We start from the raw sequence: 23,502 nt of genomic DNA, 5'->3' as shown, positions 1-23,502 counted from the left end.
AAGCGCCACCCTTCAAGCCGGTCGCCGCCCCCCATCCGGTATGAGCGACGGTCTCTGTGTGGAGTCCTGCGAGCGCTGTCCCGCGCTCGTCGAGTCGCGGAGTCGCATCGTCGACGGCGTCGGGCCCGCCGACGCCGACCTGCTGTTTCTCGGTGAAGCGCCCGGCCAGCAGGAGGACGAGGGCGGCGAGCCGTTCATCGGCCGCTCGGGCGACGTGCTCGACGAGGCGCTCCGGGATGCCGGGCTCGCGCGATCGGACGTCCGGATCACCAACTGCGTGCGCTGTCGACCGCCGGAGAACCGCGACCCCCACAAGGAGGAGCTGTCGAACTGCCGGGGCTACCTCGACCGCGAGATCGAGGCCGTCGACCCGGAGCTGGTGGTCACGCTCGGGAAAGTGCCCAGCGAGCACCTCCTCGACCGCGACGTGGCGGTGACGACGGAGGCGGGCGACGTACAGGACGCCCGCGTCGGCGACCGCTCCCAGCGCGTGCTGGTCTCGGTACACCCGGCGGCGACGCTGTACGACGCCTCCCAGCGGGACACGTTCTCGGAGGCGATCGCTCGTGCGGCCGACCTCGCCGGCGTCGCCGACGGCGAGGACGGGCAGTCCCGGCTGGGCGACTACTGACGCTGCGGGTGGCCGTCCCCGCAGTGACTTACTGACGCCGCGGGTGGCCGTTCCCGCAGCGACTACTGACGCTGCGGGTGGCCGTCCCCGCAGCGACTTACTGACGCCGCGGGTGGCCGTTCCCGCAGCGACTACTGACGCCGCGGGTGACCGTCCCCGCAGCGACTTACTGACGCCGCGGGTGGCTGTCCCCGCAGCGACTTACTGACGCCGCGGGCGACGATCGGTTCGTGGGGTCCCTGACTACTCCGGCTTCTCCAGGAGCGCGCGCCACATCACCGACTCCTCGTCGCTTTCGGGGTGCCCGTCGGCGGTGTCGACGAGTTCCCACGGCGTGCCGACGGTCGCGTTCCGCAACCGCTCGACGGAGAACAGCCGGAACAGCAGCGTCTCCCCCACGTCGCCCTCGTACTCGCTGTGGAACACGCGGCGGGCTACCCCCGGTTCCGGGTCGTCGCGCACGGCGAACAGGTCGACCTCGACCGCGAACTCGGGTTTGTAGCCGTCGAGCATCGCCGTCGCGTCCGCCGTCGTGACGTGTGCGAGATCCGCAAGGAACGCCCGCAGCGCGTGCTGGCTCGGGGCGAGCTGGAGCTGCGAGCCGATCGACAGCACGGCGTCGAAGCGGTCCCGATCGAACTGCTTCCGGAGCGCGAACATGTCGCCGACGCGGGCGTCCTCGATGCCGCGGTCGCGCATCGTCTCGACGAGGTGCTCGCTGGGGTCGATCGCGACGGTCTCGACCCGTTCTTGGAAGTACAGCGCGTCCCGGCCCGCGCCGGCACCCATGTCCAGCAGCGGCCCGGCGACGCGCGGCTCGAACCACTCGTCGGGCCGGTGGTCGCCGAAGTAGAACTCCTCGATGGCGTGTTCGCGGGTCTCGTCGCCGTCGCGGTCGATCAGCGGCTCGGCCCGCTCGCCGCGGTAGTGGTCGCGGATCGCTCGCCCGTACGGGTCGGCCATGGCTCTGGATACGATCGGGAGGCCCCTGACTGTTGTGCGAGTCTGTGACACTAGCACAAACTACTCGGCGATCTCGCCAGCCTGCTCCACGGCGTCGGGCCGGAGCAGACAGAGCAGCCCCACCAGTCCGATCAGAGCCGCGCCGATCACCGAACGGCCGCTGTCGAACAGCGCCAGGTCGAGGACGACCAGCCCGGCAGCGACTGCCAGGGCGAGTGCGCCGAACGCTCGCGTCGACACCGAGACGTCGCTCCCGACGACCTGCGCGGCTCCGAGCAGGCCGAGCAGCAGCAGCGAGACGGTGAGTTCGGCGTTCAGGCTGTCGGGCGCGAACGCGAGCAGAAGTGCCCCGGCGACGAGAGCGACCCCGACAGTCAGCAGCCCCGACGGCCGCTCGTCCAGTCGCCGATCGAGCAGTCGATAGCCGACGAGAGCGCCGAGGAGCCCCAGCAGGGCGATCGTTCGCGGCTCCATCTTCCCCCACGTTGATCCATCGGCGACTTGAGGGTTCCGCGTGGCCGCGACGGAAAGTCACTTGAGCGCCCGTACCGCAGGCTCGCGTATGGACTCCCACGCCGACGTGGTCGTCGTCGACTACGGCCTCGGCAACCTTCGCAGCGTCACGAAAGGGCTGGAGCGGGCGGGCGCGTCGGTGACGATCTCGGACGACCCCGAGCGGTTCGACGACGCCGACGGCGTGGTGCTGCCCGGCGTCGGCGCGTTCCGCGAGGGGATGGAGAACGCCGACCCGTACCGCGACGCGCTCGAAGACGTGGCCGCCTCCGAACGCCCGCTGTTCGGCATCTGCCTCGGCATGCAGATGCTGCTCTCCGAGAGCGAGGAGGCCGACCACGAGGGGCAGGGCGCCGTCGAGGGGCTCGGCTTCGTCCCGGGCACGAACGTCCGCTTCCGCGGCGACCAGAAAGTCCCGCACATGGGTTGGAACGAGCTCGACGTGACCCGCGAGCACCCCCTCGTGGCCGGCGTCGAGGGGGGCCGCGGCGGCTCCGTCGACGGCGAGCACGCCTACTTCGTCCACTCCTACTACGCCGACCCGGAGGACGACGACGCGATCGTCGCGGAGACCGACTACGGCGTCACGTTCCCCGCGATCGTCACCAACGACGACGGCACGGTGTTCGGCACGCAGTTCCACCCCGAGAAGAGCGGGGAAACCGGGCTCACGATCCTGAAGAACTTCGTCGACCTCTGCTGAGGCGTTTTCGAGCGTGAAACGCTGCGGGAGAGTTATGGGCGCCCGACACGAACGCCCGCTGTGTCCCCAACCGTTCCCTCCGTCCCCCGAGATTGGCGCGTTCCGCTGTTTCTCGGCGTCGCGTCGATCCCGTTCTCGCTCGTGAGCTACCTCCAGTCCGACTCGACGATGTCGCTCTGGCCGGTCGTGATCGCGGGGCTGATCGCCGGCTACCTGACCGACAACGCCGACCGCGTCGGCGCCCGGACCGGGTTCGTCGGCGGGCTCGCGGTGTTCTGGATCGTCGCGGAGATGGTGTTACTGGTGCCCGAACTGACCGGCCCGTGGTGGTTCCTCGTCGCAGCCAGCGTCGGGAGCGTCGTCTTCGCGGTGCTCGGGGTGGCACTCTCGATACTGCTGGGCGCGCTCGGGGCGTACGTCGGCGGCTGGCTGGCCCGCCGCACCGGTCGGTCGCGTCCGACCGCCGGCGCCTGATTCGGGTTCGTCGTTCCCCGTCGGTCAGTTCAGATCCGCCCGGACGAACAACGCGCCGCCGACCAGCAGCGGGACGACCGTCCACGCGAGCAGGATCGCGGCGAACGCGGGCCACTCGACGTACGCCGGAACCGGGGGCACGACGTTCGCCGTGATCCCCGGGTACTCGCCGCTCGTCGAAGCGATGGCCGCCATCACGAGCGCACTGTAGGCGCCGGAGGGGCTGAGCCCTTGGAGGAACACGAACCACGCCGGTACCGACGCACCGGGCGCCGACCCGACGATCGCGAGGTGGAGCCCCTGTGGCAGCAGATCCCACAGCAGCGTCAGCCCGAGATAGGCGGCGATACCCACGGTCATCGCTCGCGAGCGGGTGGCCGTCGCCGCCGAGATCCCCACCGCGATGCCGACGGACGCGACACCCAGTCCGGCCGTCAGCGCCGTCACCGCGAGGAACGCGGTCACGGGCAGGCCGCCGTACAGCGCCCAGCCGACGACGCCGGCGAGCAGGAACCCCGCACCCACGCCGAGCGCGACGACGGCCCCGCGACCGAGGAACTTCCCGAGCACGACCGTCCGCCGATCGGGCTCTAACCCCAACAGGATCCGGAGGCTCCCCGACTCCCGCTCGCCGGCGACGGCGAGGTAGGCGGCGACCAGCGCCACGATCGGGACCAGGATCGCGGCGAACTCGCTGGCGGCGCCCAGCCCCTGTAGCGGGTCGGCACCCAACGCCGGCACCAGCAACGGGACCCCCATCGTCGCGGCGACGAACAGCGCGACGAAGGCGACGAGCGCCACGAACAGCCGCGAGCGACGCGCGTCGTCGAACTCCTTCCGGGCGATCACGATCGCGTTCATCGCGGGGCCTCCGTCTCGGGGTGGACGTACGCCCGGAACAGGTCCTCGAGCGACGCTTCGCGGGCCTCGAAGTCGAGCAGGTCGCTCTCGCTGTCCCGGACCGCGTCGAGCACCCGGAGTTTGGCCGCCGGTTCGGTGCAGGTCGCGGTGATGGTGGTCCCGTCGACGGTCACTGCGGAGACCCCTTCGATCGCACCCACGTCGAGATCGGCTGGCAGCGTGTCGACGGTGACGCTGAGCGTCGCGCCGGTACCCAGCGTCTCTCGGAGCCCGTCGATTGTGTCGGTTGCCACCAATCGCCCGCGACTGAGAATCCCCACTCGATCACAGACCGCTTCGACCTGACTCAGCACGTGACTCGAGAAGAACACCGTTCCGCCCGACTCGGCGTGGTCCCGCGTGATCTCTCGGATGTCTCGGATCCCGTCTGGGTCAAGCCCCGAGGACGGCTCGTCGAGGATCAGTAGCTCGGGGTCGCCCACGAGCGCGATCCCGAGCGCGAGGCGCTGGCGCATCCCCTTCGAGTAGGCGCCTGCCCGCCGCTTTCCGGCCGTCTCGTCCAACCCCACCCGACGGAGTAGTTCGTCCGGGTCGTCGGCGGCGTCCTTCAGGTCGATCGCGTACGAGAGGTGTTCGCGGCCGGAGAGACGATCGTAGAGGCTGTAGCCGTCGGGAAGCACCCCCACGCGCTCGTGGACCGCGTCGGCCTCGGACTGGGCGTCGTAGCCCAGGACCGTCGCCGTGCCAGCGGTGGGTCGGACGTAGTCCAGCAGTACGTCGATGGTCGTCGACTTCCCGGCGCCGTTGGGGCCGAGGAAGCCGAACACTTCGCCCTCCGGGACCGTCAGATCCAGATCGTCGACGGCGTACACGTCGTCGCCGTAGCGCTTGGTCAGCCCGCGCGTCTCGATCGCCGCCATCAGCCGCCACCCCCTGCGTTCGGCCGCTCCGTCGGGTCTCGTCGCTCCATACCCGCCACTGGCGGGCCGAGCGGATATAGTTTATCAACAAATTGATGTTTTGACAGCGGCGTTACTCAAACTTTCTCGAGCGACGGCTCAGTCGGGGACCGAGACCGTGCCGTCGGCGTCGATCCGCGCCGTGATCGACGCGTCGCCGTGGTGGAGCGTGAGCGCGAACGCGAGCGGTTCCGTCTCGAGCACGCGGCGATCGACGTCGCCGATGAACGCCGGCAAGCGCCAGAGCCGGAGGTCGGTCACGTCGACACCGCGGTCCCAGTAGAACGAGATGACTGCGGGATGGCCGAACAGCGGGAGTTCGACGGGTGCGAACAGTCTGAGCCCGCACTGCGAGCAGTCCGCGACGCAGGCGTAGTCGCCGTCGGGGCCGGTCTCGATAGCCACGGTCGTCGCCCCGTTGCAGGTGGGGCAGGAGCCGGCGATCGCGGTCTCGTACTCCCGCAGCGCCCGTCGGTTACACGCCGCGAGCGTTTCGAACGGTCCTCGGCCCTCGGTCTCGGCGGGCGAGAGATCGTAGGTCACGACGGTCGCGTCGCAGTCGGTGCAGGCGACCCGGAGATGCGGGTCGTCGTACGCCGCCCGGAGCGTCGTCGACGCACACTCCGGACACACCCCCTCGACGGTCACGGGCTCGAACGACGGCGCCTCGGTGTAGATCCCCGACCGGATCGCCCGAACCACCCGTTCGCCGGCGCTGGTGGGGACGTACTCGCCGTCGGCTTCCCGGACGAACTCCGTCGTCAGCCGATCGAGGTGGTAGGAGAACTGCGAACTGCTGTCGATCCCGGTTCGATCGTAGAGTTCGGTGAACGGGAGCCCGGTCCTCTGGTTCTCGACCGCGACGACGAGCGTCCGCAGGATCTCGACCCGGTGCTCGTTGCCCAGCGCGGCGAACGCGTTCCCGGTCATGGACGATCGTGCAGTCGCCGGCGAGTAAAGCCTCCGGCTGTTCGGTGACAAACTGCTGTACGGTGCCGACGCTACCGCTAGTCGACGTGAAAACGGACTGTCGCCGTAGGGGCGACGAAGAAACCGTTAGTTGCGGACGAGGTTCGTCGCGCGGGGGCCCTTGTCGGCCTGTTCGATGTCGAACTCAACTTCCTGCCCTTCCTCGAGGTCGTCGCCGCCGACATCTTCCATGTGGAAGAAAACGTCGTCGTCCGCGTCCTCAGTGGAAATGAAACCGTAGCCGCCCGTGTCGTTGAAGAAATCAACCTTACCGTTTGCCATTGCAAACAAACGTATGCCCCGTCACGGGATAACCCTTCCGAGAGTCGTGGTACCACGACCTGTGACCGACGGACGTTTTCGCTGTCGGTCGCCCAACGACGCCGAGGCGACATCTGCAGCCGGATCACGGACACCCATCGTCCCGGATCCTCCGTGATGGCCCAGCGTGTGTCGAGGGCGAGTCCTCTTGTCGTTCGATAAATCGCCCGACGGTATGGTTGTTCCGCGGTTGGACGAACCAAACCCCTCTCGCTGTGAGAACCGTTTTGCCCCGGCGGACCCCTGTGTGGGTATGGACGCAGGGTTCGACGCGACGCTCCGGGCCGACGACGTTGCCTTCGCCGAGCGGGACGCCGAGCTGCTCCGGACCGTCGACGAGGCGGGGTCGCTCAACGCCGCGGCGTCGTCGCTCGGGCGGTCGTACTCCCGGGCACACGACCGGCTCACGGAGCTGGAGGACGCGTTCGGCTCGTTGGTCGAGCGCCAGCGTGGCGGCAGCGGCGGCGGCGGCAGTGCCCTCACCGACCGCGCACACGAGCTGTTGGCGGCGTTCGACCGCCTGCGCGCGGGCTACAGCGCGATCGCGGAGACCACGGAGACCGTCCTCGACGGCGAGGTGAGCGAGCGCGACGGCGAGCTCGGCACCGTCGAGACCGCCGCCGGAACGGTCCGGGCGCTCGTCCCGCCCGAGGCGGAGTCGGTCGAGGTGGTGCTGCGGGCCGACGCGGTGACGCTGCACGACCCCGCGGACACACCGACCGGCGACGCGACCAGCGCGCGCAACCGATTTTCGGGCGAGGTCGTCGCGGTCGACCGCGGGGAGTCGATCTCCCGCGTCTCGGTCGACGTGGGGGCCGACGTGCCGCTCGTGGCGCTGGTGACCGAGGAGAGCCGCGATCGACTCGGGCTCGAACCCGGCCGGGACGTGGTGGCGTCGTTCAAAGCGACGGCGACCCGTGCGACACCGCGGTGACGGCCAACCGCGGTGGTGGGAGCGACACCGCGGTGACGGGTAATCGCGGTGGTGGGAGCGACACCGCGGTGACGGCCAACCGCGGTGGTGAGAGCGACACCGCGGTAACCACGAGCGCAGAGCACTCTCTCAGCCGCCACAAAGTTCTCTTCGGACCGGGCAGAACCGCTTCGCGCATGCTCGACGCTGACTTCGAGGTGTGCACCGAGTGTGGTAACCTCCACATGGAGGGCGGCGCTGCCCCGTCACACGTCGAGGAGTGTGCGGTCTGTGGCGGGCGAACCGACGACGTGGAACTGGACGACATCGTCGGCCTGTAGCGCGCTCGCGCCGACGCGCTTTTCTCCGCCCCTCGTGAACCTCGGGGTATGCAAGTCGTCACGCTGGGTCCGGCGGGGACGTACTCCCACCGCGCGGCGGGGTCGATCGCCGACGACGACGGCGTCAGCTTCCGGGAGTCGGTGACGGAGATCGTCGCCGCCGTCGCCGACGGCGAGTTCGACCGCGGCGTCGTCCCCGTCGAGAACAGCATCGAGGGCTCCGTCGACGAGAGCCTCGACGCGCTGGCCGACCGCGAGGTGAGCGTCGTACAGGAGGTCGTCTCCCCGATCCGGCACGCCCTCCTCGCGCAGGGGCCGGCGTTCTCGACCGTCGCGTCCCACCCGCAGGCGCTGGCACAGTGCCGCGAGTACCTCGCGGAGCAGTACCCCGACGTGAGTCAGGAGGCGGTGGCGTCGACCGCCCGCGGCGTCGAGCGCGCCCGCGAGGACGCGAGCGTGGCGGCGATCGGCCACCCTGCGAACGCAGGCTCGCCGGCACAGGGAGCCGACGAGGACAGTGACGGTACCCTCCAGCGGATCGCCGAGAACATCCAGGACCACGACTCCAACGCCACCCGCTTTCTCGTCGTCGCCCCCGAGAACGAGCGCTCGGAGGCGGGCGGGAAGACAAGCATCGTGGCCTACCCCGGCGCGAACTACCCCGGCCTGCTGCTCGAACTGCTGGAGGCGTTCGCCGACCGGGACATCAACCTCACCCGGATCGAGTCCCGTCCAAGCGGCCGTCGACTGGGGGACTACTGCTTCCACGTCGACTTCGAGGCGGGGCTGTACGAGGCCCGGGCACAGGACGCGCTGGCGGAGATCGAGGCCGTCTGTACGGACGGCTGGGTCAAACGGCTCGGCTCCTACGACACGACCCACGTCGTCGGGTAGCTTCGAAAACCACCTGACGGCGGCGGAATCGTCGGACCGGCGGCAACCCTTAACCCTCCGCGGCGACTCCCTTGGGGTATGAGTGGCCGCCGTGACCCGTTCGACGAGATCGAGGAACTGTTCGAGCAGCTGAACTCCGGGTTCGCCGACCTGACCGGGGAGTTCGAGGGCGCCGTCGGCGGCGGGATCCACGTCGACGTGGCCGACGACGACGACCTCGTCGTCGTCGTCGCGGACGTGCCGGGGTACGAGCCCGAGGACATCGACGTGTCGGTCAGCGACCGCCAGCTCACCATCTCGGCGGAGCGCGGGAGCGAGTCCGAGACCGACGACGACGCCCAGTACTACCGCCGCGAGCGCACCCGACAGTCGGTGAGTCGGACTGTGACGCTCCCGACGGCCGTCGACGAGCACGAGGCGTCGGCGAGCTACGAGAACGGTGTGCTGACGGTCGAACTGCCCAAGGCCGACGGGGGCGAGGGGATCGACATCGAAGTGAGCTAGATCGGTTCTTCTGGGTTTTTGCTGTTTTCTTCGTTGGACCTCTATCGGTCCACGACGCGGTACTTTGCGTTCGTTTCCGTGACAGCAACAGCAGCTCGTTCGTTGGCAACTGAGACAGCAACAGCGACGGCAACCGCGACAGCAGCTCGACGCTAGACCACTTGTGACCGCAGGGCGCCGAACACGAGGTTCGGTGCAGCGCCGAGTCCCCACCCCTCCCCCCGCCGGCGCCGACCGTCGGCGCCGGCGAGGCGTCCACCGCCACCGCACTGCGGTCGCTGTCGGCGCGCGACGTGAGCCCCTCCGTGGGCGAACGAGCGCGCGAGGGACGACTGACCGAGTGAAACGAGGGAAGGAGTCGGCTGGGGAGGAACGAGGGCTGTGCGGGGCGGTGCGGTCGCAAGTGGCCTAGCTCACTCCGCGGTCCTGTTCGCGGTCAGGACACCGACCTCCGCGGTCCAGTTCCCCGAGAAAGTACCAAAACCGGAACCAACGAACATCCACGACCCAAAACCCCAATTCACCTACTCCCCGCCGTCCAGCCACCGCTGCAGCGCCGCATCAGTCGCGATCGAGACGGCGAAAAACAGCACCGGCACGATCGCGTTGATCGCCCAACTCACTGCCGAACCTGTGGCGTAGTCGTACGCCACTAGCGCGACGAACACCACGACAGCGGTCACGATCCGTCGACGGAGCGTCTTCCCGGCGATCTCCATACCCGAACTGGGTCGCTCGCCCCGAAGAAGCTCCCGGTCTCAGCCCCGCAGCGTCTCCACGGGGCGCTCGTTGGCCGCCTTCCACGCCGGGTACAGCCCGCTGAGCAGACTCGCGACGACCGCGAACACGAAGCCGAAGATGAGGTACTGCATGCTCGCCCACTCGAACACGAGCGTCGGATCGCCGAACAGCACCTGATTCAGCAGCAGCCCGACCCCCAACGCCACGACCGCGCCGACTGCGCCGCCGATGACGCCGAGCAGCCCCGCCTCGGTCAGGATCATCCGCAGCACCTCGCCGCGGCGGATCCCCACCGCCCGGAGCACGCCGATCTCGCCCCGGCGCTCGATCGTGCTCATCAGCATCACGTTGAGGATGCTCACGGCCGCGACGACCAGCGAGATCGAGCCGATCCCGATCAGCGCGAGGTTGAGCGTGTTCGTCAGGGAGTTGATGCTCTCTTGGACGGCCGCCAGCGTCGTGACGCTCACGATCTCCTCGCGGCCGTTCATCCCGCGCTCCACCTCATCGGCGACCGCCTCCGCGGCCGCGCCGTCCTCGGCGACGATCGTCACCGTCGAGTAGTACTCCCGGTCGCTCAGCGCCGAGACGGGGAGCACGACCGACGCCCCGCCACCGAACCCCTGCTGGGGTTCGAGGATCCCGCGGATCCGGTAGAGCTGGCCGTCGTACTCGACCGGGTCGCCGAGTTCGAGGCCGAACTCGTCTGCGACGCTGCTGCTCACCAGCGCGCCCGAGCGCAGACGGTCGGGCACCTCTCCCTCTTGGGCGTCGTACAGCGCGCTGGCCTGCGTGAGCCCCGTGACGCTCACGCGCTGGGGCTCGCCGTCGGCGTCGATCGTCGTCGTCCCGGTCTTCTGGCCGATCACGTCGGCGTCGGCGACCAGCCGTTCGATGTTCCGGACCTGCGACTCCGTGAGTGCTGGTTCGGGGTTGTCCTCGCCCGCAGTCACCGTGACTTGGTTCGCGAGCCCGCCCAGCTCTTGGTTGGTGCTGTACTGGATCGAGGCGCCGGCCATCCCCAGCGACGCGATCGCGACGACGCCGATCACGATCCCCAGCGCGGCAAGCGCCGTCCGCGCGCGGTTCCGGCCGAGGTTGCGCCACGCCATCAGCGCGCTGGGGAACCGCCAGAGCCACGCCTCGACGCTCACTCTTGGATCACCCCGTCGACGAGGTTCACGACGCGGTCGGCGTACCCCACAAGCTGGTCGTCGTGGGTGACCGCGACGATCGCGATGTCCTCCGCCTTCTTCAGCCGGGTCAGCTCGTCGAGGATCGTCCGTCCGGTGTCCTGATCGAGGTTCCCCGTCGGCTCGTCGGCCAGCACGATGTCGGGCTCGTTCACCAGCGCCCGCGCGATCGCGACGCGCTGTTGCTGCCCGCCCGAGAGCTGTCGCGGGGTGTGGTCCAGCCGATCGCCCAGCCCAACGCGTTCGAGTAAGTCGATCGCGCGATCGTGTCTGTCGACGCCGGTGTCCCACATCGACGGGAGTTCGACGTTCTCGACCGCGGTCAGCATCGGCAGCAGGTGGAAGTCCTGAAACACGAAGCCGATCCCGTTGCGTCGCTCCTCGGTGAGCTCATCCTCCGTGAAGTTCGTCACGTCCTGCCCCTCCAGCTTCACGGTCCCCTCGGTGGGCGTGTCGAGCAGTCCGATCATGTTGAGCATCGTCGACTTCCCCGAGCCCGAGGGGCCGATGATCGTCACCATCTCGCCGCGGTCGGCGTGGAAGTCGACGCCTTTCAGCGCCTCGATGGTCTCCTCGCCGCTCCGGTAGCGCTTCACCACGTCGGCGAGTTCGATGACGTGCATCAGCCTCTGTATCGGCGGTAGGCGATCGTGAGTGCGACCCCGAGCGCGACCGCGAGGACCACGACCAGCGCGCCGAGCAGGAGCGAGGCCCCGCCCCCGGCGCCGCCCTGCCCGCCGGCTGGCGCCGCGGCGTCGCTCACGTCCAGTTCGACCACTCGCGAGAGCCGTTCGCCGTCGACAGTGTACTCGATCCGGACCGGCACCTCAGTCACCGACGCCGAGACGTTGGCGGTGAGCTGGAACGTCGCGAACTCGCTGGAGTCCACCGGACCGACGAAGTACTCCTTGTTGGGGTTCACCGGCGTCACGCCCTCGCTCGCGACGATCCGCATCACGACCGAGCTCGCGTCGAGGCTACCGACGTTGGCCGCGTCGCCGCTGATCGTCACGACGCCGCCGCTCCGGCTCGTGTCGACGCCCGTGACGGTCATGTCGGTGGTCGGCGCCGGGGCGTACGACAGCGTCGTCTCGCTGGTCGCCGTCTCCCCGGCGGCGGTGTACTCGGCGACCACCGTCACCTCGCCGGACGGGATCGCGTCCCCGTCGAGCGTGGCGATCCGGCTCTCCCCTGCGGGCACGTCCGCGAGCCGCGTTCTGGTGACGGTCTCGCCGTCGACCACCGCCCGGAGCTGCACGTCACGGAGCTCGACGTTCCCGAACTCCGACAGCGTCGCCCGCACGACCGACGAGCCGTTCGCGGTCGTCGCCGTCGCGGTCAACTCCGGATCGAGGTTCGCGGGCTCCACGTCGGCGGTGACGTTTCGCGTCACCGTCCGCGTGACGCCCTCGTCGGTCTTGTACGTCAGCGTCGCCGTCAGCGGCCGGCTGCCCGCCTCGTGGAACGTCGTGGCGAACGTGTGGGTCGTCTGAGTTCCGGGCTGGATCGACGCCGAGACGCGCTCGGGGTTCTCCACGTCGGCCGCCCCGGTCAGCTCCAGCCGGACGTTCGAGAGCGGGCCGTCGTCGCCGTTGGAGACGGTCACGTCGACCTGGCTCTCCTCGCCGGCGACCGAGTCCAGCCCCGCGACGGAGATCGCGGCCTCGTCGGGCTCCTGCACGTCGACGTACAGCGGGTAGCTCACGCGCTGGTAGTCGCCGTCGGCGTCACGCACGACCGCGTTGACGACCAACCGTTTCTCGCCCGGCTCGTCGATCGACACCGTCAGCGGGATCGACCGCGTGCTGCCGCTGGCGATCGACCCCACGTCCTCGATCCGGGCGAGATCGCTGGCGCTGCCGGCCTTGCGGACGTAGATGTCGGTCACCTCGACCGGGCCGCTACTCGATTCGAGGTTCGCGATCGTCGTCGACAGCGTGAACGACTCGCCGGGCGCGGGCTGATCGACCGAGAGATCCACCGACTCGATGGCTACGTCGGTGTTCGCCGCCGCGGCGGGGATCGCGGCGCCGGCGACGACCGAGAGCACGACCATCGCCGCGACGCCGAGCGATCGCCGGCTCACAGCGAACCCTGTCCCGTCGCCGTCTCGACCGTCGCTCCGTTTCGAGTCACGAACATACGTACTACTCCCGCTGATACGACATTATAGCTTTCGGAAGGAATATTACAACAGGCCTGTAAGCGTCGTCAGAACAGATGAACCACGTTGGAGTCTCCCGGCGATGGCGACCGGGATCGCCGCGGCGAGGCACCGATGCGTAGCGGCGACGACGAGGCGTTCGACGCGATGGGGCGGCTGGGGTTCGGCACCAACGAGGCCGAGGTGCTCGTCGCGCTCCACGAGCTCGGCACCGCGACCGCCCGCGAGGTGAGTCAGGTCGCCGACGTGTCGCGGCCGCAGGTGTACAGCGCGGTCGAGTCGCTCGAGAACCGCGGGCTAGTGAACGTCCAGCACGCCAACCCCCGGGAGTTCCAGCCCGTGACCGTCGACGAGACGGAGTCGCTGTTCACGCGGCGGTTCGAGCGGGACATCGAGCGGGTCACGGACCGGCTCCGGGAGGCGGCTAGCCGGCGCGAGGGGCCGAGCGAGGAGCGCGAGGATATCTGGACGGTCCGGGGGCGGGAAGCCGTCACCGAGCGGATCACCCAACTGGTTCGGGACGCCGAGGTGCGGGTGGTGTTCGGCGCCAAATCGACCGACCTGCTGACCGAGGGGGTCCGCGAGGCGCTCGCGGAGCGCGCGGCGGGGGGCGTCGACGTGACGGTCGTCAGCACCGACGCGGCCGTCCGCGAGCGGTTCGCCGACGTCGCGGCCGTGACGGTGTTCGCCCCGGAGATCCACGACGAGGAGTCCAACCACACCGGCCGGATGCTGCTGGTCGACGACGACACCGTGCTCCACAGCGTACTGGGCGAGGAGGAGCTTCCGGGGGCGAGCCGGGAGACGGCGTACTGGAGCGCCGGCTCCGGCTTCGCCTCGACGCTCGTCGCGATGATGGAACGGACGCTGCAGAGCTAGGCGACGGAGGGCCCTCACCGATACCGTTTTGCGGGCGATCGCCCAAGCCGCGGGCGTGTCAGTCCCAGCCACACAACGAATCGTCGCCGGCCTGCTGGGCGCGACGGCCGTCTGGCGGACGCTCTCCGGCGTCGCCGCGCTGGTGCGCTGGCTCTGGTTGGGCGAGCTGGTCGGCAACGGCTCGATGGCGCTGCTGCTGATCTCGGTCGTGATCGGCCCGATCGTCGGCGGGGGCGCCGGCGACGCCGCACTCCGACACGGCTACTGGTCCCGGAATCGCCGCGCGCACCGACGCCGGCTCGCTGCGGTCGCTGGGCTGCTCGTACTCCCGTTTCTCGTGACGACGGCGGCGGGCTGGCTCCTCGGAGACGGCCCGCCGTCGCTGCCGCTGTACGGCTGCTTGACGCTGTCGGTGACGACGGCGGTGGTGCTGGGACTCGTCGGCTCAGGCCGTCACGAGTGAGAGCACGGCGACGACGGCGCCGACCGCGAGTACGGGAACCGCCGCACCGAGCGTGAGATACCCCGCAAGCGCGCCCAGCGTGACGGGCACCATCGCGAGCAGACAGAGAAGACCGAGCCCGAACGCCAGCAGGGGAGCGCCGTCACGAAGCGTCGAGTGAGTGCTGCCGGCGTTGGCCATTCGTGCCCGTGAAGGGGTCGGTTCCGAGCAAAAGGGCTTCGGTCGGGAACCTCCCGTGTGACAAGTCGACACGCCGATCGACGCGGGTGTCGGCGCGCGGCCGCTCGCTGCCGGCTGCGCCAGTCAGAACTGATGGGTATTTTTACGCGGGGACGGGAGTGACGTGTATGGACTACGACCCGCAGGCGATCGAGGAGCGCTGGCGGCAGCGCTGGCGGGAGAACGGTCGGTACGAGGCCGATCCCGTCCCCGAGGAGGAGCGGGAGAACAGGGAGGGACAAGGTCCCTCTGGCAGCCGGACGCAGTCCGGCGACGCCACCTTCGTCACGGTTCCGTACCCCTACCCCAGCGGCGGGATGCACATCGGCCACGCCCGCACGTACACGGTGCCGGACGCCTACGCGCGCTACCGGCGCCAGCAGGGCGACAACGTGCTGTTCCCGATGGCGTGGCACGTCACCGGGACGCCGATCATCGGCGCCGTCGAGCGCCTGAAGAAAGGCGAGGAGGAGCAGCTCTCGGTGCTGCAGGACACGTACAACGTCCCCGAAGAGGACCTGGGCGACCTGGAGACGCCGATGGGCTATGCGGAGTACTTCATCGAGGAGCACTACAAGAAGGGGATGAAGTCCCTGGGCCTGTCGGTCGACTGGCGCCGGGAGTTCACCACCAACGACGAGCGCTACTCGAAGTTCATCGAGTGGCAGTACCAGACGCTGAAGGAGAAGGGGCTGGTGGAGAAGGGCCTGCACCCGGTGAACTACTGCACCGAGGAAGAACAGCCAGTCACCACCCACGACCTGCTGGAGGGCGAGGAGGCCGAGTTCCAAGAGTACACGCTGATCCGGTTCCGCGGCGACTCGCCGGACAACGGCGACGCCGTCTTCCCGATGGCGACGCTCCGACCCGAAACCGTCCGCGGCGTCACGAACGCCTACGTCGACCCCGAGGCGACGTACGTCCGTGCGACCGTCGACGGCGAGACGTGGGTGATCTCCGAGGATGCCGCCGAGAAGTTCCGCCTGCAGGACCGCGAGGTCGAGATCGAGGCCGAGTTCGACGGCCGCGAGATCGTCGGGACGAGCGTCGAGAACCCCGTCACGGGCGACGACGTGCTGATCCTGCCCGCCGGCTTCGTCGACGCCGACAACGCGACCGGCGTCGTGATGTCGGTGCCGGCCCACTCGCCGGACGACTACGTCGCGCTGCAGGAGCTCACGGAGCGCGCCGACGAGCTGACCGAGTACGGGATCGACCCCGAAGCGGTCCGCGAGATCGAGCCGATCCCGATCCTCACGATCGAGGGGTACGGCGAGATCCCGGCGGCCTCGGCCGTCGAGGAGCACGGCATCGAGTCCAGCGACGACCCCGCGCTGGAGGAGGCCACGAACGACCTGTACAACGCCGAGTTCCACTCCGGGGTCCTGAACGACGAGTACGGCGAGTTCGCGGGCGAAGTCGTCGAGGACGTCCGCGACCGCTTCCGCGAGCACCACGCCGGCGACGCGTTCGACACGATGCAGGAGTTCAGCGAGGAGGTCGTCTGTCGCTGCGGCGGCGACGTGGAGGTCGCCTACCAGGACACGTGGTTCCTGCGCTACAACGACGAGGAGTGGATGGCGAAGACCCGGCGGGCGATCCAGAACCTCGACGCGATCCCGGAGAATACCCGCGGCGAGTACGAACACACCGTCGGCTGGCTGGAGGAGTGGCCCTGCATCCGGAACTACGGGCTGGGCACGCGGCTGCCGTGGGACGACGAGTTCGTGATCGAGCCGCTGTCGGACTCGACGCTGTACATGGCCTACTACACGGTCGCCCCGCACATCCAGGACGTCCCCGTCGAGGAGCTCGATCCCGCGTTTTTCGACGCGATGTTCTACGGCGAGGACGCCGTCGACGACGCCGACGAGCGCGCGCTGGAGCTGGGCGAGGAGTGGGACTACTGGTACCCCGTCGACTACCGGTTCTCGGGCAACGACCTGATCACGAACCACCTGACGTTCTACCTCTACCACCACGCCGAGTTCTTCCCCGAACCGAAGTGGCCCGAGGGGATCGTCGTGATGGGGATGGGCCTGCTGGAGGGCCAGAAGATGTCCTCCTCGAAGGGTCACGTCGTCCTCCCGGGCGAGGCGATCTCGGAGTACGGCGCCGACACCGTTCGGTTCTTCCTGCTGAACGCCTCCGAGCCGTGGCAGGACTACGACTGGCGCGAGGACGCCGTCGAGAGCACGCACAACCAACTGCGACGGTTCTACAACCGCGGGCAGGAGCTGATCGAGGGGCCCGAGGGCGACCGCGACGCGATCACCGACGTGGATCGCTGGCTGCTGTCGAAGCTCCAGACCACGATCGAGACCGCGACCGACGCGATGGAGCGCTCGGAGACCCGAACCGCCACGCAGGCGGCGTTCTACGGCTTCGACGAGCACCTGAAGTGGTACCGTCGCCGCGCCGATCTGGACCGGCCGGGCGCGCGCTGGACGCTGCGACACGCCCTCGAGACGCGACTGCGCCTGCTGGCGCCGTTCACGCCGTTCCTCGCGAACGAGCTCCACGAGGAGCTGACGGGCACGGCCGCCGAGGACGCGCCGTGGCCCGAGGTCGACGACGACCTGCGCGCACCGGACCTCGAACTGCAGGAGGCGCGCGTGCAGGCGCTGGTCGACGACATCAACGAGGTCGCCGACGTGACCGATACCGACCCCGAAACCATCCGAATCTACGTCGCGGCCGACTGGAAGCGGCAGGTGTTCGACGCCGTCCGCGAGGTCGGCGCTGACGTGGGTGCGGTGATGAGCGAGGTCATGAGCGACCCCGACCTGCGCGAGCGGGGCAACGAGGTCAACCAGATCGCACAGGACGCCGTCGAGTTCGCTCGCGACTACGACGAGGAGGAACTGGCTGACCTGCTCGAGATGGACGAGCAGGCCGCCTACGAGGGCGCGGCGCCGTTCCTCGCTCGCGAGTTCGACGCCGCGGTCGAGGTGTACGCCGAGGACGACGCGGACGTGGTCGACCCGGCGGACCGAGCTGACAGCGCGATCCCGTTCCGTCCCGCGATCCACCTAGCGTAGTCGGCCGGTTCGTACTCATTTTCGGCTGTTTGAATACGTATTCGGTACGTGAGGGTATTCCCCACGACGAATACCGGCGGTGATCGCTTCGTCGAATCGGTACTGACTCCCGTCAGCTATTTCTGTAAGAACTTACAACGCTGTAACTGTGAGGCGTGTGCTGAAGTACAGGGTGGCCGAAGTAGGACTCGGAAACCGTCACGGGGGACGATCCTATGACAGGCTGCGCAGCGTTGCTGCGTTCTTGGAAAAGTGCACGGAGGACGCCGAACTAGAGGGCCTGGGTACCCCCTCGAACTCTGATACAAACAAGTGAACACAATGAGCGCAGACAAACGAATTCCGGTAACTGAAGAACGGTGGGAACGACTTCATCAACTCAAGAAACCCGGTCAGACCTACGACGAGCTGTTGGACGAACTGATTCAGGAACACGAGCGGCATCAACTCGCCGAACGGGCCCGCACGGTCCGAGAACAGGATTCGGAGGAGTTGACGTCGCTCGATGAGCTATAACGTTCTTCTTTCGGACGACGCCCGCGACTACATCCAGTCGCTCGACGACAAGAGCGCCCGGATCATCAAGGACAACCTGCGGAAACTGGCCGAGGATCCCTACCCGGGCGGCGGCAAAGGTGATAAGGAGAAACTCACCGTCGACGGTGAGGAGATGTACCGGCTCCACATTGGCAGGACCCATACGGCCTTCTACGTCGTTGTCGACGATGGCACACAGGAGGTCCGAGTCGTGGAGATCACCGACATCGACGACGCTCACAAGCGCTACGGCTACTAGTTTGGGCGTTCGCAGTTGCCGTCGCTGTGCAGACCTCACGTTTCTGCGCCCATTCGAAAAAACGAAACCCCGCAAACAACCGACGACCGAAAATCAGGCCAGCCCGAGCAGGTCGAAGCTCGTCCCGTTGTCGCGCTCGTTCGCGTGCTCGTACACCACGTGCGCCGCGGCCACGTCCTGAATCGCCAGCCCCGTCGAGTCGAACACCGTCACGCCGTCCTCGGCGGTCCGACCCGCCTTGTCGCCGACGACGATCTGGCCGATCTCGCCGTAGAGGTCCTCGTCGTCCAGCACGCCCTCGCTCCAGGGGACGTTGATCTCGCCGGAGTGGGTGCACTGCGCGTAGTCGTCGATCACCAGCTTCGCCGCTTTCAGCACGTCGTCCTCGATCTCGTGTTTTCCCTCGGCGTCGGCGCCCATCGCGTTGATGTGGGTGTGTTCGCCCACGTCCTCGGGGCCGATGATCGGGTTCCGAACGGGCGTCACCGTCGAGAGCACGTCGCAGTGGGCGGCGTCGCTCGGCGTGCCCGAGCGCACCGTGAAGCGGTCCTCGAACGTGTCGATGAACTCCGCGACGCGGGCCTCGTCGAGGTCGGAGACGACGACCTCCTCGATGTCCCGGATCTCCGCGATGGCCTCCAGTTGCGTGTACGCCTGTACGCCCGCGCCGACGATCCCCATCGAGCTGGCGTCCTCGACGGCGAGGTGGTCGGTCGCGACCGCGGCGGCGGCGCCGGTGCGCTGCATCGTGAGCTCGGTGCCGTCCATGATCGACAGCGGGAACGCGTTCTCGGGCTCGGAGTAGATCATCGTCCCCATCACCGTGGGGAGGTCGAACTGCTCCTCGTTGTCGGTGTGGACGTTGACCCACTTGATCCCCGCCGCGTCCCACTCGCCCGTGTCGAGGTAGGCGGGCATCGACCGGAAGTCGCCGTTGTACTGCGGCAGGTCGATGTAGGACTTCGCGGGCATCTTCGCGTTCCCGTTCTCGTAGGCCGCAAAGGCCTCCTCGATCGCGGGGATCAGCTCCGCCATCGAGGTGTTCTGGTGGACGTCCTCACTGTTGAGAAGCAGCGTCTCCATAGCCCGGAGTACCGACGGTAGGGCCTTAATTGTGTCACAATCGCCCGCAGCCACGGTCGTGTCCGACTCCCGGGCGGCCCCCGCAGGTCAGTCTTCGAAGCCGCCGGCCGCCAGCGCGTCGTCGACGCCGGCGTCGTCGTGGATCACCGCCGCCACCGCCGCGGCGATGTTCTCGGGCTGCTCGTGCTGGAAGATCGACCGGCCCATCGATACTCCCGAAGCGCCGGCGTCCATCGCCCCGCGGACCATCTCGACGGTCTGTCGGTTCGTCCCCTTGCTCCCGCCGGCGATCAGCACCGGCAACTCAGTCGACTCGACGACGCGCTTGAAGCTCGCCGCGTCGCCGGAGTAGCCCGTCTTCACGAGGTCCGCACCGAGTTCCTCGCCCAGCCGGACCGCGTGGCCCAGCGACTCTGGGTCGGTGCTGTCGACGCCCTCGCCCCGGGCGTACGTCATCGCGAGCACGGGCATCCCGAACTCGCGGGCCTGTTTGGTCACGTCCGCCAGCTGTTCGATCTGTCCGGGCTCGTACTGGCTCCCGACGTTGAGGTGCAGCGAGACGGCGTCGGCACCGGCCTGTACGGCCTCCTTGACGGTCCCGGTGACGCGCTTGTCGTCCTCGTCGGGCCCGATAGTGGTCGAGGCGTTGAGGTGGATCACGTAGCCCGCGTCGTTCTTGTTCGGGTGGACGCGCGGGGCGATCCCCTTCTGGGTCAACACGGCGTCGGCGCCGGCGCGGGTGACGGCGTCGATCGTGGATTCGATGTCGGCCAGCCCCTGGACGGCGCCCATCGTGATCCCGTGGTCCATCGGTACCATCAGGACGTTGCCGTCGGTCGAGAGGCGGTCGAGTCGGGCTGCTCTGCCGGCGTCGGTGGGTGTGAGTCGTGTCATGCTGAGAGTCGCGTGGTTGGTGTGGTACTCTGTGGCAAGCGGGGGCTTGAGGGTTGCGCTCCTCGCCGCCCTATTTTCCTTCCGCTTCCGGCGATTCTCGGGCGCCCCGGAGCGCGCCCTGCTTGAGCTCCTGTGCTTTCTCCCGCAGGTCGGCGGCCACGTCGGCGGTCGGGCGGTCGTTCTCCACCCCGTCCGCCACGATGTCGACGAGCGCGGAGCCGACGATGATCCCGTCGGCGCCCGCCGAGACGACCCGGGCGGCGTGGTCGCCCGAAGAGATGCCGAAGCCGACGGCCTTGGGCACCTCCCAGTCCGAAATTCGAGCGAGGCTCTCGGCGGTCTGATCGGAGACGTCCGCCTGCGCGCCCGTGACGCCCAGCCGGGCCTGCACGTAGACGTAGCCCGAGACGCGCTCGCGGATGGTGTCGAGGCGCTCGTCGGTGGTCGTCGGCGCGACGATAAAGACGAGGTCGAGGCCGAACTCGTCACAGGCCGCCCGGAGCTCGTCGGCCTCCTCGGCGGGCAGGTCCGGAACGACGAACCCGTCGATGCCGACCTCCGCGGCGCGTTCGACGAACGGGCGCGGGCCGGGGGCGGTGTGGTCGCCCCCGCCGGCCGCGGTACCGGAGTCGGCGCCGTAGCGGAACAGGAGGTTGTAGTAGGTCATACAGACCAGCGGCACGTCCACGTCGAGGTCCTCGACGAACTCGAAGTACGCCTCGGGGGTGATCCCGCCCGAGAGCGACCGGACGACCGCCTGCTGGATCGTCGGCCCCTCCGCGATCGGCTCCGAGAACGGGAGGCCCAGTTCGATACAGTCGGCGCCGCCTTCGACGAGCGCCTCCACGTACTGCTTCGAGGCCGCGATGTCGGGGTCGCCGACCGCGAGGTAGGGGATGAAGGCGGGGTCGTCGTCGCTGAACGCGTCGGCGAGCCCGCTCATAGTCCCCCCGCGAACTCGCTCATGTCCGGCGCGTTCGGGATGTCGCGCTTGTCGGTCTCCTCGATCACGGTTTCGAGGTCCTTGTCGCCGCGGCCGGAGAGGTTCACGACGATCCGGTCGCCGAGGCCGGCGGCCTCGTCGCTGGCCTCCGAGTCGGTATCGGGACCGAGGCGTTCCTCCAGATACGCCAGCGCGTGAGAGCTCTCCAGCGCGGGGATGATCCCCTCCTCCTGTGAGAGCCGGTGGAACGCCTCCAGCGCGGCGTCGTCGTCGACGTTGACCGCGGTCACGCGATCCTCATCGACGAGGTGGGCCAGTTCCGGGCCGACGCCCGCGTAGTCGAGGCCGGCGGAGACGGAGTGGGACTCGACGATCTGGCCCCACTCGTCCTGCAGCACCTTCGTGCGAGCGCCGTGGAGCACGCCCTGCCCGCCCGTCGAGAGCGAGGCGGAGTTCGGGGCGACGCCCTCCTCCTCGTCGACCGCGAGCGAGGAACCGCCCGCCTCGACGGCGAGCAGATCGACGTCGTCGTCGACGAACTCGGCGAACGCGCCCATCGTGTTCGAGCCGCCGCCGGCGCAGGCGACGACGGAGTCCGGCAGCGCGCCGAACTGCTCTCGCGACTGCTTTCTCGCTTCCTCGCTGATCACCGACTGGAAATCCCGGACGATCTCCGGGAACGGCGCGGGCCCGACCACGCTGCCGACGACGTAGTGGGTGTCGCCGACGTTGGTCGCCCAGTCCCGCATCGTCTCGCTGATGGCTTCCTTCAGCGTCCCCCGGCCCGCGGTGACGGGGTTGAGCTCGGCGCCGTTGATACGCATCCGGAACACGTTGGGGCGCTGGCGGGCGATGTCGGTTTCGCCCATGTAGATCTCGCAGGGCATGTCGAGGTGAGCCGCCGCCATCGCCGTCGCGGTGCCGTGCTGGCCCGCGCCGGTCTCGGCGACGATCCGCTCTTTCCCCATGTACTTCGCGAGCAGCACCTGCCCGAGGGCGTTGTTGAGCTTGTGGGCGCCGCCGTGGAGCAGGTCCTCACGCTTGAGGTAGATATCCCGGCCGTAGCGCGCCGAGAGGTGCTCGGCGTGCTGGAGCGGCGTGGGCCGCCCACCGAAGTCGCGCAGGCGCTCTCGGAACTCGTCCACGAAGCCGTCCTCGTTTTCCAGCACGTAGCGCTCGTAGGCCTCCCGCAGCTCCTCGATCGCGGGCATCAGCGCCTCGGGCACGTACTGGCCGCCGTACTCCCCGAACTTCCCGTCCGCAGATGAATCAGAACTCATGCGTTGACGAACTCGCTCGTGTTCTCTCGTGGGTCGCCGTCCATGATAGCGGTGCCGATCAGCAGGCCGTCCGCGCCCGCCTCACGCATCCGCCGCGCCTCGGCGGGCGTCGAGATCCCCGACTCCGCGAGCAGCGTCGCGTCCTCGGGCACCGCGGGCGCGACCTCCTCGAACGTTCGGAGATCGACTTCCAACGCCGCCAGATCGCGGTTGTTGACGCCGACGATCTCCGCGCCGGCCGCGACCGCACGCTCGACCTCTGCCTCGCTGTGGACCTCAACGAGCACCTGCATCCCGCGTTCGCGTGCCGCCTCGATCATCGGCGCGAGGTCGTCGCCTAGGAACCGCGCGATCAGCAACACCACGTCCGCTGGGACCGCATCCAACTGCGACTCCTCCAGCAGGAAATCCTTGCGCAGCACGGGTACGTCGACGGCCTCGCGGACGCGCTCGTAGTGCTCGACCGAGCCGCCGAAGTGGTCGGGCTCGGTGAGCACCGAGAGTGCGGCGGCGCCGCCGGCGACCATCGCCTCGGCCAGTTCGACGGGGTCGGCGTCGCTCTCGCCCTCGGTCGTCGGGCTGGTCGGCTTCACCTCGGCGACGACGGGGGTCCGCCCCTCGGCCTCGACGGCCGCGAACGCCGCCGGGAGCGACCGCGCGTCCTCGACGGCCACGCGCTCGGCCCCGCCGGGGCGCTCGCGGGCGGCGTCGAGGATCGACCGCACCGCGGGCGCCACCTCGTTGCTGTTCATACTTGTAC

28 protein-coding genes are annotated in these 23,502 nt (G+C 68.8%); 12 read left to right on the top strand and 16 right to left on the bottom strand.

Annotated elements, in window-relative coordinates:
- The first annotated feature begins 40 nt into the window (after nt 1-40).
- Nucleotides 41-631, top strand: coding sequence for a uracil-DNA glycosylase (locus BN1959_RS14115; protein ID WP_053949257.1), 591 nt, complete (start codon nt 41-43; stop codon nt 629-631).
- 243 nt (nt 632-874) lie between these two features.
- Here the strand turns inward: BN1959_RS14115 and BN1959_RS14110 are convergent, their stop codons facing one another.
- Together BN1959_RS14110 and BN1959_RS14105 are read right to left on the bottom strand one after the other, a co-directional pair.
- Nucleotides 875-1,594: a class I SAM-dependent methyltransferase gene (locus BN1959_RS14110; RefSeq protein WP_053949256.1), complete on the bottom strand. Its 720-nt coding sequence runs from the start codon at nt 1,592-1,594 to the stop codon at nt 875-877.
- 60 nt (nt 1,595-1,654) lie between these two features.
- Complete coding sequence (locus BN1959_RS14105) at nt 1,655-2,068, bottom strand: hypothetical protein (protein ID WP_053949255.1); 414 nt, start codon at nt 2,066-2,068, stop codon at nt 1,655-1,657.
- Between the two features lie 88 nt (nt 2,069-2,156).
- Between BN1959_RS14105 and hisH the strand changes: the two genes are divergently transcribed.
- Together hisH and BN1959_RS14095 are read left to right on the top strand one after the other, a co-directional pair.
- A complete protein-coding gene (gene hisH, locus BN1959_RS14100; protein ID WP_053949254.1) occupies nt 2,157-2,810 on the top strand; it encodes an imidazole glycerol phosphate synthase subunit HisH in 654 nt (217 codons plus the stop codon).
- A 60-nt stretch (nt 2,811-2,870) separates the two neighbouring features.
- Entirely contained in the window at nt 2,871-3,284 is a 414-nt protein-coding gene (locus BN1959_RS14095; protein ID WP_053949253.1) for a DUF5518 domain-containing protein, read from the top strand.
- Nucleotides 3,285-3,308: 24 nt separating this feature from the next.
- Here BN1959_RS14095 and BN1959_RS14090 read toward each other — a convergent pair whose 3' ends face one another.
- From BN1959_RS14090 to BN1959_RS14075, 4 genes are all read right to left on the bottom strand, one after another.
- Entirely contained in the window at nt 3,309-4,145 is an 837-nt protein-coding gene (locus BN1959_RS14090; RefSeq protein WP_053949252.1) for an ABC transporter permease subunit, read from the bottom strand.
- Complete coding sequence (locus BN1959_RS14085; protein WP_053949251.1) at nt 4,142-5,065, bottom strand: ABC transporter ATP-binding protein; 924 nt, start codon at nt 5,063-5,065, stop codon at nt 4,142-4,144. Before BN1959_RS14085 ends, BN1959_RS14090 begins: the two co-directional genes overlap by 4 nt.
- 138 nt (nt 5,066-5,203) lie before the next feature.
- Nucleotides 5,204-6,034 (bottom strand): winged helix-turn-helix domain-containing protein, encoded by an 831-nt coding sequence (locus BN1959_RS14080; protein ID WP_053949250.1) that lies wholly within the window; start codon nt 6,032-6,034, stop codon nt 5,204-5,206.
- A gap of 126 nt (nt 6,035-6,160) precedes the next feature.
- Nucleotides 6,161-6,355, bottom strand: a complete 195-nt coding sequence (locus BN1959_RS14075) for a cold-shock protein (RefSeq protein WP_053949249.1) — start codon at nt 6,353-6,355, stop codon at nt 6,161-6,163.
- Nucleotides 6,356-6,647: 292 nt separating this feature from the next.
- On the opposite strand from BN1959_RS14075, the gene BN1959_RS14070 reads away from it, so the two are divergent.
- From BN1959_RS14070 to BN1959_RS14060, 4 genes are all read left to right on the top strand, one after another.
- Nucleotides 6,648-7,328: a TOBE domain-containing protein gene (locus tag BN1959_RS14070; RefSeq protein WP_202594698.1), complete on the top strand. Its 681-nt coding sequence runs from the start codon at nt 6,648-6,650 to the stop codon at nt 7,326-7,328.
- Between the two features lie 176 nt (nt 7,329-7,504).
- Nucleotides 7,505-7,648, top strand: coding sequence for a hypothetical protein (locus BN1959_RS15170; protein WP_202594697.1), 144 nt, complete (start codon nt 7,505-7,507; stop codon nt 7,646-7,648).
- A gap of 48 nt (nt 7,649-7,696) precedes the next feature.
- A complete protein-coding gene (pheA, locus tag BN1959_RS14065; protein WP_053949247.1) occupies nt 7,697-8,542 on the top strand; it encodes a prephenate dehydratase in 846 nt (281 codons plus the stop codon).
- 78 nt (nt 8,543-8,620) lie between these two features.
- Complete coding sequence (locus BN1959_RS14060; RefSeq protein ID WP_053949246.1) at nt 8,621-9,046, top strand: Hsp20/alpha crystallin family protein; 426 nt, start codon at nt 8,621-8,623, stop codon at nt 9,044-9,046.
- 524 nt (nt 9,047-9,570) lie between these two features.
- On the opposite strand, the gene BN1959_RS14055 is transcribed toward BN1959_RS14060, so the two are convergent.
- Genes BN1959_RS14055 through BN1959_RS14040 form a run of 4 tightly spaced genes read right to left on the bottom strand, consistent with a single transcriptional unit; the run spans nt 9,571 to nt 13,066 of the window.
- A complete protein-coding gene (locus tag BN1959_RS14055) occupies nt 9,571-9,765 on the bottom strand; it encodes a hypothetical protein (protein WP_053949245.1) in 195 nt (64 codons plus the stop codon).
- 39 nt (nt 9,766-9,804) lie between these two features.
- Nucleotides 9,805-10,941: an ABC transporter permease gene (locus BN1959_RS14050; protein ID WP_202594696.1), complete on the bottom strand. Its 1,137-nt coding sequence runs from the start codon at nt 10,939-10,941 to the stop codon at nt 9,805-9,807.
- Nucleotides 10,938-11,603: an ABC transporter ATP-binding protein gene (locus tag BN1959_RS14045; RefSeq protein WP_053949244.1), complete on the bottom strand. Its 666-nt coding sequence runs from the start codon at nt 11,601-11,603 to the stop codon at nt 10,938-10,940. Before BN1959_RS14045 ends, BN1959_RS14050 begins: the two co-directional genes overlap by 4 nt.
- Nucleotides 11,603-13,066 (bottom strand): hypothetical protein, encoded by a 1,464-nt coding sequence (locus BN1959_RS14040; protein ID WP_053949243.1) that lies wholly within the window; start codon nt 13,064-13,066, stop codon nt 11,603-11,605. Before BN1959_RS14040 ends, BN1959_RS14045 begins: the two co-directional genes overlap by 1 nt.
- 192 nt (nt 13,067-13,258) lie before the next feature.
- Here BN1959_RS14040 and BN1959_RS14035 point away from each other — a divergent pair, with 192 nt between their 5' ends.
- Entirely contained in the window at nt 13,259-14,023 is a 765-nt protein-coding gene (locus tag BN1959_RS14035) for a TrmB family transcriptional regulator (RefSeq protein WP_053949242.1), read from the top strand.
- A 55-nt stretch (nt 14,024-14,078) separates the two neighbouring features.
- Nucleotides 14,079-14,486 carry a hypothetical protein gene (locus BN1959_RS14030; protein ID WP_053949241.1) on the top strand — a complete coding sequence of 136 codons (408 nt, stop codon included), beginning with the start codon at nt 14,079-14,081 and terminating at the stop codon, nt 14,484-14,486.
- Here the strand turns inward: BN1959_RS14030 and BN1959_RS14025 are convergent.
- Complete coding sequence (locus tag BN1959_RS14025) at nt 14,469-14,666, bottom strand: hypothetical protein (RefSeq protein ID WP_053949240.1); 198 nt, start codon at nt 14,664-14,666, stop codon at nt 14,469-14,471. The two genes, BN1959_RS14030 and BN1959_RS14025, sit on opposite strands and share 18 nt — an antisense overlap.
- Before the next feature lie 167 nt (nt 14,667-14,833).
- On the opposite strand from BN1959_RS14025, the gene leuS reads away from it, so the two are divergent.
- The 3 genes from leuS (at nt 14,834) to BN1959_RS14010 (ending at nt 18,542) form a co-directional block, all read left to right on the top strand.
- The gene (leuS, locus tag BN1959_RS14020) at nt 14,834-17,746 is read left to right on the top strand and encodes a leucine--tRNA ligase (RefSeq protein ID WP_053949239.1); all 2,913 of its coding nucleotides are present in this window, start codon (nt 14,834-14,836) and stop codon (nt 17,744-17,746) included.
- A 321-nt stretch (nt 17,747-18,067) separates the two neighbouring features.
- Nucleotides 18,068-18,262: a DUF7557 family protein gene (locus BN1959_RS14015; RefSeq protein WP_053949238.1), complete on the top strand. Its 195-nt coding sequence runs from the start codon at nt 18,068-18,070 to the stop codon at nt 18,260-18,262.
- Complete coding sequence (locus tag BN1959_RS14010) at nt 18,252-18,542, top strand: type II toxin-antitoxin system RelE family toxin (protein WP_053949237.1); 291 nt, start codon at nt 18,252-18,254, stop codon at nt 18,540-18,542. The genes BN1959_RS14015 and BN1959_RS14010 overlap by 11 nt, the downstream gene beginning before the upstream one ends.
- A 93-nt stretch (nt 18,543-18,635) precedes the next feature.
- Here the strand turns inward: BN1959_RS14010 and BN1959_RS14005 are convergent, their stop codons facing one another.
- From BN1959_RS14005 to trpC, 5 genes are all read right to left on the bottom strand, one after another.
- On the bottom strand, nt 18,636-19,625 hold the full coding sequence (locus BN1959_RS14005; protein ID WP_053949236.1) for an ornithine cyclodeaminase family protein: 990 nt from the start codon (nt 19,623-19,625) through the stop codon (nt 18,636-18,638).
- 87 nt (nt 19,626-19,712) lie between these two features.
- Nucleotides 19,713-20,519: a 2-amino-3,7-dideoxy-D-threo-hept-6-ulosonate synthase gene (locus tag BN1959_RS14000; protein WP_053949235.1), complete on the bottom strand. Its 807-nt coding sequence runs from the start codon at nt 20,517-20,519 to the stop codon at nt 19,713-19,715.
- Nucleotides 20,520-20,589: 70 nt separating this feature from the next.
- The gene (gene trpA / locus BN1959_RS13995; RefSeq protein ID WP_053949234.1) at nt 20,590-21,462 is read right to left on the bottom strand and encodes a tryptophan synthase subunit alpha; all 873 of its coding nucleotides are present in this window, start codon (nt 21,460-21,462) and stop codon (nt 20,590-20,592) included.
- A complete protein-coding gene (trpB, locus tag BN1959_RS13990; protein WP_053949233.1) occupies nt 21,459-22,742 on the bottom strand; it encodes a tryptophan synthase subunit beta in 1,284 nt (427 codons plus the stop codon). The genes trpA and trpB overlap by 4 nt, the downstream gene beginning before the upstream one ends.
- The gene (gene trpC, locus BN1959_RS13985) at nt 22,739-23,494 is read right to left on the bottom strand and encodes an indole-3-glycerol phosphate synthase (RefSeq protein WP_053949232.1); all 756 of its coding nucleotides are present in this window, start codon (nt 23,492-23,494) and stop codon (nt 22,739-22,741) included. Before trpC ends, trpB begins: the two co-directional genes overlap by 4 nt.
- Nucleotides 23,495-23,502 lie beyond the last annotated feature (8 nt).

It is taken from the genome of Halolamina sediminis, assembly GCF_001282785.1.
In the GTDB taxonomy this organism is placed as follows: domain Archaea; phylum Halobacteriota; class Halobacteria; order Halobacteriales; family Haloferacaceae; genus Halolamina; species Halolamina sediminis.
The sequence above is the reverse complement of the archived record's forward strand: the minus strand, read 5'-3'. Positions and strand labels throughout refer to the sequence as shown.